This window comes from Bradyrhizobium sp. NBAIM14 (genome assembly GCF_020193895.1).
Lineage (GTDB): Bacteria > Pseudomonadota > Alphaproteobacteria > Rhizobiales > Xanthobacteraceae > Bradyrhizobium > Bradyrhizobium yuanmingense.
Window position 1 is genome coordinate 232,833 of the sequence record NZ_JADYVQ010000004.1, and the last position, 13,177, is coordinate 246,009.

Below are 13,177 nucleotides of genomic sequence, written 5' to 3' on the forward strand. Positions count from 1 at the left end.
CAGAACAGTCTCATTTCATCTTCATTCCCGAATGATCCGGCATTTTCTTCATGTCCATGTGACCCGAGTGTCCGCCATCGCCCGGCGCCTGCGCGCCGACGCCCTGGACGGCGAGCGCAACAGTGACCTTTCCGGCCTTCTCGAACTGAAGCGTCACCGGCACCTTGTCGCCCTGCTTGAACGGCCCCTTCAGCTCCTGAAGCATCAAATGATTGCCGCCGGGCGCGAGCTTCACGGTCTTGCCGGGCTCGATCGCCAGTCCCTTGTTGAGCGCGCGCATCTTCATCACGCCGTTGTCCATGGCCATCTCGTGAATCTCGGCCTTGCCTGCGATATCGGCGGACACGCTGACCAACCTGTCGGCGGCTCTCCCCTTGTTTTCGATGGTCAGATAGCCGCCGGCGACCTTGGCGCCGCCCGGCGTCGCCCGGCTCCAGGCCTGCGAGATGACGAGATCGCCGGCCTTGACGTCGTCGGCTGCGACACCCGCGCTGGTGCCGAGCAGCATGGCGGCGGCGAGAAGTGATAGCTTGATCCTGTTCATTTGGTTCCCTCAGTTTTGATCTGATCGAGCGCGATCGGTCGTGGTGGTCTCGGCAGCCTCAGTGCGCTTACCATCGATACCTCATTCCGGTGTAGACCGCCCGGCCGGCGCCTGGCTCGAACAACGCCGACGTCGCCGTGGCGCGATCGATGATACTGGCGCTTGCAATGTAGGTCCTGTTGGTGAGGTTTCGACCCTCGATATAGGCGGAGAACGGTCCGCCATTGTCGAAGCCCGCTTTCAATCCGAGCAGTGCATACGGCTCCGTCGTCAACGTGTTCATACTGTCGACGAAATAGGCCTGCGGCACCCATTCGACGTTCGGACCAGCATAGAACCCGGTCGGATGCTTGTAGAGCAACTCGGCGCGCAAATAGTGACGCGGCGCGCCGGGCAGCTGGTTGTTGCCGAACTCCGTGTCGCCGTCGAAGCGAAAATCGTTGTAAGTATAGGCGAGGTTGAGCCACACCTTGTCGGGCGCGCCTCCTGTCACGAAGAGGTGGCGGAAGATTGCTGCCCCTGCCCCAGCCTCGACGCCCTGGTGGAAGGTTCGGTCGGCATTGGTCACGTTGCAATTGCCGAACGCGCTGTAGAGGCACAGCAGCTCATCGCGAATATTGGCGCGATAGGCGGTCAACTCCCACGAATAGTCGGGCCGTCGCATGCGGGTCCCGATCTCGTAAGTCGTCGCAATCTGCGGGCGGATGCTGGTGAACGGAATCGTCGGAATGCCAGGACCGCGCGCGCTCTCGCCGAAGCTCGGCACTTCGGCGCTCCGCGAAACATTGGCGAAGGCCTGCCACGTCGGGTCGATCTGCCACAGCAGGCCCGCCTTCGGCGACCAAAGATCAAAGCGGGTTGCTCCCGACTGGTCGCCGTCGCTGAGAAACCGGTCCTGCCGATTGCGGGTCGCATGCAGGAATTGCGTGCCGGCGATCGCGGCGACATTCGGCAGAAAGTAGAAGCTGTCCTCAACGTAAACCGAGGTGTTCTCGGAGCGATCGATCGACGACGACAGCAATGCCCCCTTCTGTCCGGCAATGTTGGCGAACTGCTGGTTGTCGATCCTGCCGTTCAACAGGTTGACGCCCGCAACCAGCCTGTTGCGGTAACCGCCGATGATGCGGTCGTCCGTAACCTTCGCGAAGCCGCCATAATCCTTGTAGCGATAATCGAGCCACTGGAAGATCGGATGCATGAGGTGCCGGTCGACGCCGAAAGCGCCGAACTCCAACCTGGTGTCGTCGAATCGGATCGTCGTCTTGTTTGCCAGCCTGATCGTGTCGATGTTGCGCTGCTGGTCCAGCGCAACGTTCGCCGGAGCCGCGGCCTCCGGATTGGTCAAGGCAGACGCCTTGGTGACGGTTCCTGGAATGCGCTGCCGCACCTCGTTGGCGTTGAGATAGAATCGCGTCTCGAAATCCGGCGAGAACTGGTAGCCAACATTGCCGCTCACGCGGTTGCCCGAGCCGAAGCTGTGATCGCGGAAGCCGTCCGTCGCCTGCGTCGATGCGGTGACGAAACCATCCCACGGCCCGTTGGCGCCTCCTGCATTGGCCTGCAGTCGCCTGAAGCCGAAGGCTCCCACGTCGAGCGAGACTCCATTCGGAAATCGGTCGCGTCCCGATGGCGTCACGAAGTTGACGGCGCCTCCCAGCGAATTGGCTCCGAACTGCAGCGCGTTCGCGCCCTTGTACACCTCGACGTATTTGTAGGCGGTCGGGTCGATCTCCTGGAAATCGCCGTAGCCGTCCGCCGTATTGATTGGGATGCCATCCATGTAAAGCTGCACGCCGCGCAGATGGAAATTGCGCGACAGGCCGGATCCGCGGATCGAAAGCCGGGTGTCGTCGCCCCATTTCGGCTGCGCAAACACGCCGGGAACGTAGTCCAGGACATCCTTGATCGTGCTGGCGGGAGTCGAATTCCGGTAGGCCTCCGCTGCGACCAGCGCTACGCCGCCCGGCGTCTGGTTGATCTCGCTCAGTGCCTGCTGGGCGGTGAGAACCGTCAGGGCACCAGGACCGAGGCCCCCTTCGGAAGCTGCCGTCGGTTGCGGACGCGCAGTTGCGGGCGCGCGGGCCCGCGTTGATCGCGCGGCGGTTCGCTGTGCGCGGGCTGGAGAGGCCCGTTTCTCCCGCGGCGCGTCGACTGTGACGGGAGGAAGCTCGCGTCGGTTTTCCTCCGCGATTGCGTTGGATGGCACAACGAGGGCAGAAGCTGAGGCAAGCAGAATTTTGCGTGCGGAAAGCAGTCGAAAGAAGCCTGTACGAGGCATGAGGTCATTCCTGATGCCGGCAGAGAGCCGGTGCATAGCGATCCCGGCACGGCCGAAGCCGGCGCGGAGCTGAAGGTTTCGCGGATCAGGAAATGCGAGGGGGAGCGCGCGCCCAAGCGCTCGAACCGTCGATGGCGGCGAGGACGGGCGCGTTCGCCACGTGCCAGACGATGCGGGCGATGGGGCGGACGGGAGTTGAGAACGCCGCATGGGGCGGCGCGTCAAGCGAAGCGTCAGCGTGCGCGAGGCAACAAAGCGCACATGCGCCAGCTTTTGCGGCCGGTGTCCCGGTCTCGTCGACCGGGCCGCCCCGCTCACTTGCGCTGTGGCAGATGACGCCTGCAGAGAACGGATCGGCCGCAGCCTGGCCGGCCGCGAGACAGGCGGCGATCGGCGCCAGCACCTGCATCACCAGGGCGAGCAGGACCAGAGGCAGGAATTTTTGCAGACGTGCGCGCATCCGCCGGACCATTCGTTCGTGCGCTAACTAATCACTCGGGCGCAGCCGAGTCGAGGCCAGTTCCACCGCCTGTTGGGCCCTGCGCAAACTGCTCGAAAAATTGTGGTCGGACGACCCCACCCTCCGGCGGGCCGGCATCTGAGGCAGGAAAACCCGCCCGGCCATCCACAAATTTCTTATATCTGTCATATATTTAGGGGGCCGGAAGCCCGATCGTTTCGTCAGTTGCTCCTATTTTGAACATTCGTTGCCGAAAATGATGACAAGTGAGAAAAGTTGATCTAGCATCCCTCTTGCTCAGGCGCTGACCGCGAGGTCGAGGCCTGGTGGTCCAAGTCTCGGGAGGAGCCCCTGGCGCGCAAAACGCAGCGTCGCCCCGTCAATCAAGATCAAATCTTAAGATCGGGGATAATAGGGTCGACACAATTTTTGAGCGGGGCCAGGGCCCCGCTCTTTTTTTGCCCGCGGCGCTGAACCGTCGATGAACGCGGCCTCTCTTCTCATCGAAAACAGCTTCGAACGTGCGGCCTCGCGCTGCGCCGACCTCACGCCGTTCGTCTATCGACGTCTGTTCGATCTCCATCCGGAAACGCAGGCGATGTTCCGCACGGACGGCGGTGACCTCGTGAAGGGGTCGATGCTGGCGCTGACGATCGAGGCGATTCTCGACTTCGCCGGCGAGCGCCGCGGGCATTTCCGGCTGATCGCGTGCGAGGTCGCCTCGCACGACGCCTATGGCACGCCGCGCGAGCTGTTCATCGCGTTCTTCGCCGTCATCAGGGATGCGCTCCGCGATCTGCTCGGCGATGAATGGACGCCCGAGATCGTGCAGGCCTGGGATACATTGCTCGCCGAGATCGACGCATTCGCCGCCGCGGCCACCTGACGCTTTGCGCTGCACCAACGCACGGGCTGCGACGACGCTGCGGCTGAATGCAGATTGAGTGCGAACAACTCTTGTGAGAGACTTTCGGAGATCGGTAGCGCTACCAATGACGCGCCGACGACAAAATAATATGGGAGCGAGCGATGTCCGGGACGAAAGATTTCTCGACGACCAGGCGCGATCTTCTTCAGGCGGCTGCGGCCGCCGGCGCCGGAGCTGCCATCCTCGGCAGCATGGGCATAAACCCCGCACTGGCCGCAGTCGGACGCAGCGAGAAGCCGTTGAAGGCGGCGTTCTCCAACGCCGGCCTCCAGGCCACCTGGTGCGCGCAAGGCAAGCAGGCGGCGGAATTCTGGGGCAAGCTGTTCAATGTCGAGGTGACTTGGTTCGACGGGCAGCTCGATGCGGTGAAGCAGCGCGCGGCGATCGACAACATGGCCTCGCAGAAATGGGACTTCGTCGCGATCCAGGCCTTCGGCATCGGCACCCTCACCCAGCCGGTGCAGAAGATGATCGACGCCGGCACGCCTGTGATCGACATGGACACGCTGATCGCGCCGCTCGATCAGATCAACGTCCATTCCTTCCTCGCTCCCGACAACGAGTTCATGGGCGCTTCGGTGACACAGGCGCTGTGCAACGCCATGGGCGGCAAGGGCAAGATCATCATGACGCAGGGCGCGCTCGGCCACACCGGTGCGCAGGGCCGCGCCAAGGGCTTCAACTCGGTCGTCAAGCAATTCCCGGGCATCGAAGTGCTGGACACCCAGCCGGCCGATTGGGACGTCTCGAAGACCGCCCGTCTCTGGGAGACCTATCTGACCAAATACCCGCAGATCGATGCGGCCTTCTTCCACAATGACGACATGGCGCTGGCCGCCGCCAACATCATGAAGGCGCGCAATCGCACCAACATCCTGATCGGCGGGGTCGACGCCATGCCGCCGGCGATCCAGGCGGTCAGCGAAGGCCGCATGTTCGCGACCGTCCGCAATCCGTCCTGCCGCATCCATGGCGGCGCGATCGTCGCGGGCGTCTCCGCCGTGGTCGGCGGCGAGAAGAGCGGACAGGGCATCCCGAAGAACGTCGTCACCGACGGTCCGGTCGTGACCAAGGCGAATGCGGCCGGGATGCAGTGGATGCAGGATCACTTCCTGATCTGAGCCTCCAGATCCTTCATGAGCGTGGGACAACAGCCCATCCTGGAACTGCAGGGCATCACGAAGAGCTTCGGCGGCGTCGAAGCGCTTCGTGGTGTCGACTTCGCGCTCTATCCCGGCGAGATCCATGGTCTCGTCGGCGAGAACGGCGCCGGCAAGAGCACGCTGATGAAGATCATCGCCGGCGTGCACACCGAGTTCTCCGGCCGCTTCCTGGTCGACGGCCAGGAGATGCATTTTCGCTCGGCGCGCGATGCGCACGCCGCCGGCATCGCCATGGTGCACCAGGAGCTCAGCGTCGCGCCCGACCTGACGGTCGCGGAGAACGTCTTCCTCGGCAACCAGCCGACCAACGCCTTCGGCCTCGTGCAATGGCGGCGGATGGCGCGCGAGGCGGGCGAGCAGCTCGCCCGCTTCGGCATCGACGTCGATCCGATGGCACGGCTCGGCGACCTTCCGATCGGGCTGCAGCAGTTGATCGAGATCGCGCGCGTGCTGTTCTCCGGCGCGCGCATCGTTATCCTGGACGAGCCGACCTCCGCCCTCTCCCCGCCCGAGGTCGAGCGCCTGTTCGCAACGCTCAGGCGGCTGCGCGAGGAAGGCACCGCGATCGTCTTCATCTCGCATTTCATCGAGGACATCCTGCTGGTGTCCGACACGGTGACCGTGTTCCGCAACGGCCGCAAGGTTGCGGAGACGGCGAGCGCCGCGACCAGCAAAGGCGCGCTGATCGAGGCCATGATCGGCCGCGGCGGCGAGGCGCTCGAGCATAGCTACACCGACGACCTGATGCTGCCCCAGCCGAGCGACAGCAAGGTCATTCTCAGCGTCGACCAGCTGTCGCTGTCCCGCAGCCTTCAGGACGTCTCGTTCGAGGCCCGTGCCGGCGAGGTGCTCGGCATCTACGGCTTCATGGGCTGCGGCCAGCAGGAGCTGTCGCGCATCCTGTTCGGCAAGCTGAAGCCGGACGGCGGCACGCTTGCAGTCGAAGGCGTGCCGAAAACTTTCGCCAGCACGGCGGCGGCGCGGCGCGCCGGCGTGGCGCTGGTGCCGGAGAGCCGGCGCGACATGCTGTTCCACCAGGAGCCGGTCTACAAGAACATCTCGATCAGCATTCTCGACCGCATCTCCTCGCTGCTGCTCAAGCCGGCGCAGGAGCGCGACATCGCCAAGCGCCAGGTCGAGCAGCTGCAGATCCGGCCGCCGGTGGTCGGCCTCGATCTCGGCATGCTCTCGGGCGGCAACCAGCAGAAGGTCGCGCTGGCGAAATGGCTGACCTATCCGCCCAAGCTGCTGGTGCTGTGCGAGCCGACCCGCGGCATGGATGTCGGCGCCAAGAACGACGTCATCAACATCGTGCGCGACCTCAGAACGAAGGGGCTCGCGATCATCGTGCTGTCGACCGAGCCGGAAACGGTGCTGTCGCTGGCCGATCGCATCCTCGTGCTCAAGCGCGGCGCCTTGGTGCGTGAATTCAAGAACGAGCCGGTCAGCAAGGACCGCCTGCTGGAAGCGGCGTGACGGAGAAGCACATGAGCAGCGAGACGGCTTTGGCGACAGGACAACGGGCACGGGGCCTTGCGCCCTTCCTGCGCTCGCAGATGCGCAACATCGCCCCGTTCCTGACGCTGATCTTCCTCACCGCCTTCTTCGCCTTCGCCAGCCCCTCCTTCGCGACGCTCGACAATCTCGGCAACATCCTGACCCAGGTGTCGGTGACGGGCATCATCGCCGTCGGCCTCACCTTCGTGATCCTCTGCGCCGAAATCGACCTGTCGGTCGCCAGCATCGCCAACGTCACGGGCATTGCGGTCGCCTACTTCACGCTGCAGGAATCCTACGTCAACATCGCCAACATCCCCCTGCCCGGCGCCGTCGCGATCATCCTGCCGCTCCTGCTCTGCGCCCTGCTCGGTCTCGTCAACGCGGTGGGGCTGACCGTGATCGGCATCCCCTCCTTCATCATGACGCTGGCAATGATGCAGATCGCCGCCGGCATCTCCGCGCTGCTGGTGCGCGGCCAGATCGCCTACAAGGTGCCAAGCCTGATCACGACGCTGGGCTCGGGCTCGATCGGCGGCATCCCGTGGATCGTCATCGTCGCCGCCATCATGCTGCTCGGCGGCCATCTGGTGCTGACCTACACGCGCTTCGGTCGCTACGTCTACATGGTCGGCGGCAATCGCGAGGCGGCCGAATATTCGGGCCTCAACGTCAAGCTAATCCTCGGCGCGGTCATGGTGATCTCGGCGGTGTGCTCGGGCCTCGGCGGCATGCTCGGCGTCGCCCATTTCGGCAGTGCGCAGCAGAACGAGTTCGACACCTACCTGCTCGATTCCATCGCCGCCGTCGTGGTCGGCGGCACCAGCCTGTTCGGCGGCCGCGGCGGCATCGGCAACACCATCGTCGGGCTGTTCGTACTCGGCGTGCTCAACAACGGCCTCGACCACGTCAACATCGACAGCTTCCTGAAGATCCTGATCCGCGGCCTGATCCTCCTGGCGGCGCTGGTCATCAACGTCTATGCGCAGCGCTTGAGGGAGAAAGCGGCGGAATAGACGGCCGGCAAGACAAAAATGCGAAAACAACCCCATGCACAGTAGCCGGTGCCAGCGGAATCAATGACTTGCCGGCGGGCGTCGTTAAATTGCGGATTCGGCGAAGTCGATTTGCTCCGTCGGGCAAAACAGGGGTATAGTGGCATCATCGCCAGCCGGCTTTGAAAGGCCGGTGCGTCCCCCGTCATCGGGTGCGTCCCCGTCATTGCGAGCGCAGCGAAGCCAATCCAGGACTCTCTCCGCGGATGCATTTCTGGATTGCTTCGCTGCGCTCGCAATGACGACGTGGACTCGGGATCAAGATCGCGGGTCAACGAGTGCGGTCTAATCGCGAGAAGCGGAAATTGCAGTGGCTGGCGCCGCCGGCCAGCGTCTGGGTCCGCTCCAGGCGGATGCCTCGCGTGGCGTAGGCGACGAAGTCGAGGCCGCAGATGTTCGGCAGGATCTCCGTATCGCCGCGGCGCGCCGCGAGCTTGCAGAAGCCGCAGGCCTTGTAGTCGATGCCGAATTCGAAAGTGTCCTCGGGACCCGGCTCGACGAAATCGTAGACGAAATCTTCCGGAAACTTCGCTTGGTGAGCCTTTGTAACGCTTCTTGCCGCCTGTTCGCGCATCAAGGCCTGGTTCTCCCGTGACATGAACTGACGCCCTGCGACGAGACGCTCGGCTTCGGGAATCGTCAGCAGCTGCGCCTTGTAGGTTTCCCGCTCGATCTCGCCGATCACCGGCACCGGAACGCCGTGGCGCCGCAGCACCCGGCTGATGGCCATGAAGCCGGTCAGACGCATGAAGAAGTCGCTCATGCGGCTTGCCGCGCCGCCGACATAGGGCATCTGGGTGAGGACGATCTCGAATTCGTCCATCACCTCCTGCCTGATTGCGTCGATGTCGGAGAGATGCGTGCGCTCGCGGAGCATCGCTTCGGCAAGGTCTATCCGCTCGCGCATGGCGGCCTCCATCGCGCGGCGATGCGTTTGGTAGAACGGATGAATCTCAGCCATTGGACACCTGATATGATTGGCTCATTGCATATCGACGACGCCGCCTCATTCCGCGGCGATCGCCTCTATCTCCAACAGCCATTTGCTGTCGACGGTCTCGACCACCACGACCGTCAATGCCGGCTGGTGCTCCCCGAGCACCGCGCGGCGAATGGCGCGGTTGGCGACGACTTGGCTGCGATCGGTCAGGAACGTGGTGACCTTGACCAGGTGCTCAATGCCAAGGCCCGCCGCGGCGAGCACTTCCCTGACGTTGCGCCAAGCCTGCTCGCATTGCGCCTCGAAGCCGTCAGGCACGGAGCCGTCGGAACTTTGAGGCACCTGGCCGCTGATGAACAGCAGGCGGCGATGCTGCTTCAACTCCAGGCCCATGCAGTAGCCGCCGACGGGCGGGTGAACCGTCGCGGGATTGTGGCTGACGATGTGAGCTGGTGACATGGCGATTCTCCGGATTTGCGGGCCAACCGTAGCCGGCGGCCTCGCTGCTGCGCAAAGCATCATTGCTGCGGTTCAGCGCAAGAAAATCTATTGCAAGGCCGCAGCTTATCGGTGTCAAAGTGCGCTGCGATGACCTACGCCCTGCCCCCGCTCAACGCGCTCCGCGCCTTCGAGGCCGCCGCGCGCCATCTCAGCTTCAAGCTGGCCGCGCACGAGCTGCACGTTACGCCCGCGGCCGTGGGACAGCAGGTGAAAGCGCTGGAGGCGCGCCTCGGCGTGCAGCTGTTCGAGCGTCTGCACAAGCAGCTCATCCTCACCGAGGCCGGCCGGGCCTATCTGCCCGGGATCTCCGAAGGCTTCCGCCACATTGCCGAGGCGACCTCGCAGCTGAAGCCGGCAGGCACGGTGCTGCTGCAAGTGGGGGTCCACGGCAGCTACGACCTGCGCCGCCTCGAACTTGGGGCGTTTCGCAGCGCACATGCGGACATCGGTTTGAGCGTGCTGCAGCCCGCCGGCCTGCACGAGCTCGTCGAGGGCAAGGTGGACGTGCTGATCGCCCGCGGCGTAAGCCACCATCCGGGCTATCGCTGCGAGCGGATCAACGAGGGATCGGGCCCGGGTGATTGGCTGGTTGCGCCGGAAGGCACGGCGGATTGCCCGGAGATCGTGAGTTTTCGGGCATGGCTGCGCGCGCTGCCCGCGGCAAAAACGCTCGCAGACCGTCGCCCGCGCCTGGTCGGCGGCGTCGGGAGTTGATGGGACCAAAGGGCCGAGGCCGAGGACTACCGTTCAACTCGACGCATCCTTACCCAGAGAAAAATCGCGGTGACCATCCAGGGCGCGTACTCATTAAATCGCGCCGCAGTTTGAGCGCGGATGCGGTCCGCTATGCTCCTGGTAGCCGCACAGAAGCCGGCTACACCAGACGTCAGAGTTGGCCCAGCAGCAGAAGTGTGCTTCCTTACTCGATCGCTTCGTCAGAGCGGGCGAGGAGCCCTGCCGGCACAGCCAGGCCGAGAGCCTTTGCCGTCTTGAGGTTAACTGCCAACCACAGCTTGCTTGGAAATTCGATGGGAAGATCGCCGGGATGCGCCCCCCTAAGGATCTTGTCCACAAAATAGCCGGCGCGACGATAGCACCAGCGCAGGTCGACGCCATAGCTCACGAGGCCACCGTGGGTAACGTGCTCGCGATATCCAAAGACGGTCGGCGGCCGCTTCTCAAGTGCGATAGCGGCGATCTGTTCGCTCATGTTGAGCAGCAGGTTGGTCTGAAGAACAATTGTGACATCGACTCCTTCGTCAGCCAACATGGCGAGCGCAGTCGGAATGTCCTGCGCCGTACCGGTCTCGGCTTCGACCACGCTGAAACTCAGAGCCCCACAAGCTTCCCTTAAATCCCCGACTTGAGGCGGCCCCTTGGGATCATTCATGTTGGTAAGCAGACCGACGCGCCTTGCTTTCGGCACGATCTCTCGCGCAAGTTCAATTTGCTTTGCCGGCAAACCCGCGATGTAGGGTTCAATGCCCGTTACGTTTCCTCCTGGGCGAGCTTCGCTGGCAATCAAGCCGAGATGGACCGCATCCGCCAGCGCGGGACAGACAATCGGTATTGTGGATGTTGCCTTTCGGGCGGCGACGGCTTCCAGTGTTGCTGGCACAGCAATGATATCGGGTTTGAGCAGAGCCACCACGTCCTCGATCGACGGTACCCGGTCGCGGAGGATGTCCGTTCGCCGAACAATATCGATGTTACGGCCTTGCTCGTAGCCGAAATCCGAGAGTCCCTTAACGAAATTTCCGAACACCAAGTCTACCATAAATTGGGGGAACTTCACTCCTGGAGGCGGAGCCCCTGCCCATGCGATGAGCGGACGTTTGCGCGCGGGCTGCGCCCTTGAGCCTCGACCAAACAATGTCGATCCTGTTGCGGCGCCAAAAACGCCGAGATATCCGATAAACTCCCGCCGTCGCATGTGTCCCTCCTGTATGGGCCACGCTATTGGCTGCCGAGATTAGCACCTCGCTGCGAACAATTAGCGAGCCTGTTGCCCCAGCGGCAATAGCCGGAGGAATGATCGCCATGGGTCAAAAATGGGCGATTCGACGGACAGCGCGGCGGGCCCGTTGCCAACCTAGTCAATGATTTCGTCCGCACCGATTAATAGGGATTGGGGAATCGTTAATCCAAGCGTTCTGGCAACCTTTTGATTGATTGTGAGCTTGAAACGGGTCGGCTGTTCTACCGGTAAATCACCCGGCTTCGCGCCCTTCAAAATTTTGTCGATCAATCCCACTGCCCGGCGGAAATAGTCAGGGAAGTCCTGTCCATAAGATAGGAGAAGACCGTGTGGGACCATTTCGCCGATAAGGGATAGGGTTGGCAACTTATGGCCTAGGGCAGCAGTTCCGATCCGTCGTCGTTCATTGAAAAGCAGTGGTGAGGCTAGAGCGACGCCATGAAATCCGCTTTGCGCAATCGCGGAAAACGTCTGTTCAATCTCATCCGGCGTTGTTAATTCGAATGATTCGGTCGAAACCGACAGCGCTTGCGATGCTCTTTCGTAAGCTCCCCGAATGCGGGGGGCTGCAGGGTCCCTCGGATCAACCATGATGGCCATACGGGATAGGTTCGGCACCAACTCCTTAAAAAGAGCGACGCGCTTGCCAGACACGTCGTTCGACATAAGCGAAAGGCCGGTTAGGTTACCACCGGGGCGCGCTAGACTTTCGACAAGACCATTACTCACAGGATCGGCATCCAAAACGAAAACCACTGGGATCGTACTTGTGGCCTGCTTGGCTTCTTTGGCGCCGAGTGATGTCACCGCAAGGATCACATCTACTCTGCTTTCGACCATATCCCTTGCAAACGCGCGAAATCGCTCGGGTCGTTCAGCCGGGAAGTGGTGCTCAAGCTGAATAGATCTGCCGTCGATATATCCGAGGTCACTGAATGCTTTAGTGACCACATTCAGATAGACATCTTCTTCCTCGGCGCTCGCCGCATGCCAAAGGACGCCAACACGAAATGATCTATTTGCCTGTTGCGCCCAAGCGGCCAGCGGCCAAATGGTCACTGTGCTGCCGAGAAGCGCAATCAACTCGCGCCGTCTCATGACAACCCCAAATGGAAAAGAATTATAAAGGTAGCACGTTAGCACCTAGGTTAGGACAGGCCTCCCCCGCGACCAAATGTCCGTAACGGGTCAAAAGCGCCGGTTTGAACAGCGCCGCGTCACTTCCGGTGTGCCCCGATCAGCTGACAATATCTGAGCCAAACCGCACTTCACCATCGCGCCAGAAGCGGTCGCATCCAGTCAATGTACCAGCAACCAGAGGAAGTAGACGCGAGCAGTCCATCTTAACATGAATGGATTGGTTCTCCACCTTTGGATATTCTCGGGCTGGTGTTTGGAAGACGGGAAAACATGGTGCCAGCAGACTACGTCTTTGGCTTCGCTATCGCGGTCGTCGTCGGGGCAAACTTTATCTTGGCCCGCGTATTGCGAGCGAGCGCGTTGCTATGCACTGGGGTCCCAACGGCGAGCCAACTAGGTACGCCCTAAAACGGCTCACTGTGCGGGGGATGATCGCCTTCATGCCGCCGTCCGGCTCGTCATTTGGCTGGCTTCAACATATGCGCCGCAGCATGTGCACGGTGCTGAATTGGGGATAGTCATTTTCTCGCTGATGGCGGCCGTTTCTCACCTGTTCGTTCTGATGAAGGCGAGAGCGGCGCGCTGAACGAGGTTCTGGCCGGGTAAGGTCGTCGAATGCTGTCCTTGGTCATGACGGATAACAGAAGCAACATCCCGACCGGACGGACCTATCTTGGGTTTACCCTGGCTTGG

12 protein-coding genes are annotated in these 13,177 nt (G+C 62.4%); 5 read left to right on the forward strand and 7 right to left on the reverse strand.

Annotated features, from left to right (window positions below; translation table 11 throughout):
- Window positions 1-10: 10 nt before the first annotated feature.
- The 3 genes from I6F28_RS12835 to I6F28_RS12845 all read right to left on the reverse strand — a co-directional run bounded on the left by I6F28_RS12835 (window position 11) and on the right by I6F28_RS12845 (window position 3,282).
- On the reverse strand, window positions 11-544 hold the full coding sequence (locus I6F28_RS12835; RefSeq protein WP_225140040.1) for a copper chaperone PCu(A)C: 534 nt from the start codon (window positions 542-544) through the stop codon (window positions 11-13).
- A 67-nt stretch (window positions 545-611) separates the two neighbouring features.
- Complete coding sequence (locus tag I6F28_RS12840) at window positions 612-2,822, reverse strand: TonB-dependent receptor family protein (RefSeq protein WP_225140041.1); 2,211 nt, start codon at window positions 2,820-2,822, stop codon at window positions 612-614.
- Window positions 2,823-2,907: 85 nt separating this feature from the next.
- Entirely contained in the window at window positions 2,908-3,282 is a 375-nt protein-coding gene (locus tag I6F28_RS12845; protein ID WP_225140042.1) for a DUF2946 family protein, read from the reverse strand.
- A 481-nt stretch (window positions 3,283-3,763) separates the two neighbouring features.
- On the opposite strand from I6F28_RS12845, the gene I6F28_RS12850 reads away from it, so the two are divergent.
- From I6F28_RS12850 to I6F28_RS12865, 4 genes are all read left to right on the forward strand, one after another.
- Complete coding sequence (locus tag I6F28_RS12850) at window positions 3,764-4,168, forward strand: globin (protein WP_225140043.1); 405 nt, start codon at window positions 3,764-3,766, stop codon at window positions 4,166-4,168.
- A gap of 143 nt (window positions 4,169-4,311) precedes the next feature.
- Window positions 4,312-5,331, forward strand: a complete 1,020-nt coding sequence (locus I6F28_RS12855) for a sugar ABC transporter substrate-binding protein (protein ID WP_036010114.1) — start codon at window positions 4,312-4,314, stop codon at window positions 5,329-5,331.
- 15 nt (window positions 5,332-5,346) lie between these two features.
- The gene (locus I6F28_RS12860; protein WP_157283573.1) at window positions 5,347-6,849 is read left to right on the forward strand and encodes a sugar ABC transporter ATP-binding protein; all 1,503 of its coding nucleotides are present in this window, start codon (window positions 5,347-5,349) and stop codon (window positions 6,847-6,849) included.
- 11 nt (window positions 6,850-6,860) lie between these two features.
- Window positions 6,861-7,886 carry an ABC transporter permease gene (locus I6F28_RS12865; RefSeq protein ID WP_225140044.1) on the forward strand — a complete coding sequence of 342 codons (1,026 nt, stop codon included), beginning with the start codon at window positions 6,861-6,863 and terminating at the stop codon, window positions 7,884-7,886.
- A gap of 310 nt (window positions 7,887-8,196) precedes the next feature.
- Here the strand turns inward: I6F28_RS12865 and I6F28_RS12870 are convergent, their stop codons facing one another.
- Both I6F28_RS12870 and I6F28_RS12875 read right to left on the reverse strand, forming a co-directional pair.
- Window positions 8,197-8,886 (reverse strand): L-2-amino-thiazoline-4-carboxylic acid hydrolase, encoded by a 690-nt coding sequence (locus I6F28_RS12870; RefSeq protein ID WP_225140045.1) that lies wholly within the window; start codon window positions 8,884-8,886, stop codon window positions 8,197-8,199.
- A gap of 45 nt (window positions 8,887-8,931) precedes the next feature.
- Complete coding sequence (locus tag I6F28_RS12875; RefSeq protein ID WP_225140046.1) at window positions 8,932-9,324, reverse strand: RidA family protein; 393 nt, start codon at window positions 9,322-9,324, stop codon at window positions 8,932-8,934.
- 129 nt (window positions 9,325-9,453) lie between these two features.
- Between I6F28_RS12875 and I6F28_RS12880 the strand changes: the two genes are divergently transcribed.
- Window positions 9,454-10,080 (forward strand): LysR family transcriptional regulator, encoded by a 627-nt coding sequence (locus I6F28_RS12880; RefSeq protein ID WP_225140047.1) that lies wholly within the window; start codon window positions 9,454-9,456, stop codon window positions 10,078-10,080.
- 205 nt (window positions 10,081-10,285) lie between these two features.
- Here I6F28_RS12880 and I6F28_RS12885 read toward each other — a convergent pair whose 3' ends face one another.
- Together I6F28_RS12885 and I6F28_RS12890 are read right to left on the reverse strand one after the other, a co-directional pair.
- Window positions 10,286-11,299, reverse strand: a complete 1,014-nt coding sequence (locus I6F28_RS12885) for an ABC transporter substrate-binding protein (protein ID WP_225140048.1) — start codon at window positions 11,297-11,299, stop codon at window positions 10,286-10,288.
- A 159-nt stretch (window positions 11,300-11,458) separates the two neighbouring features.
- Window positions 11,459-12,442: an ABC transporter substrate-binding protein gene (locus I6F28_RS12890; RefSeq protein WP_225140049.1), complete on the reverse strand. Its 984-nt coding sequence runs from the start codon at window positions 12,440-12,442 to the stop codon at window positions 11,459-11,461.
- Window positions 12,443-13,177 lie beyond the last annotated feature (735 nt).

What these genes read in the sequence shown, in the direction of transcription:
- I6F28_RS12845 (WP_225140042.1), bottom strand. Translation starts at nt 3,282, where the DNA reads ATGCGCGCACGTCTGCAAAAATTCCTGCCTCTGGTCCTGCTCGCCCTG.
- I6F28_RS12865 (WP_225140044.1), top strand. Translation starts at nt 6,861, where the DNA reads ATGAGCAGCGAGACGGCTTTGGCGACAGGACAACGGGCACGGGGCCTT.
- I6F28_RS12850 (WP_225140043.1), top strand. Translation starts at nt 3,764, where the DNA reads ATGAACGCGGCCTCTCTTCTCATCGAAAACAGCTTCGAACGTGCGGCC.
- I6F28_RS12855 (WP_036010114.1), top strand. Translation starts at nt 4,312, where the DNA reads ATGTCCGGGACGAAAGATTTCTCGACGACCAGGCGCGATCTTCTTCAG.
- I6F28_RS12885 (WP_225140048.1), bottom strand. Translation starts at nt 11,299, where the DNA reads ATGCGACGGCGGGAGTTTATCGGATATCTCGGCGTTTTTGGCGCCGCA.
- I6F28_RS12840 (WP_225140041.1), bottom strand. Translation starts at nt 2,822, where the DNA reads ATGCCTCGTACAGGCTTCTTTCGACTGCTTTCCGCACGCAAAATTCTG.
- I6F28_RS12890 (WP_225140049.1), bottom strand. Translation starts at nt 12,442, where the DNA reads ATGAGACGGCGCGAGTTGATTGCGCTTCTCGGCAGCACAGTGACCATT.
- I6F28_RS12880 (WP_225140047.1), top strand. Translation starts at nt 9,454, where the DNA reads ATGACCTACGCCCTGCCCCCGCTCAACGCGCTCCGCGCCTTCGAGGCC.
- I6F28_RS12860 (WP_157283573.1), top strand. Translation starts at nt 5,347, where the DNA reads ATGAGCGTGGGACAACAGCCCATCCTGGAACTGCAGGGCATCACGAAG.
- I6F28_RS12875 (WP_225140046.1), bottom strand. Translation starts at nt 9,324, where the DNA reads ATGTCACCAGCTCACATCGTCAGCCACAATCCCGCGACGGTTCACCCG.
- I6F28_RS12835 (WP_225140040.1), bottom strand. Translation starts at nt 544, where the DNA reads ATGAACAGGATCAAGCTATCACTTCTCGCCGCCGCCATGCTGCTCGGC.
- I6F28_RS12870 (WP_225140045.1), bottom strand. Translation starts at nt 8,886, where the DNA reads ATGGCTGAGATTCATCCGTTCTACCAAACGCATCGCCGCGCGATGGAG.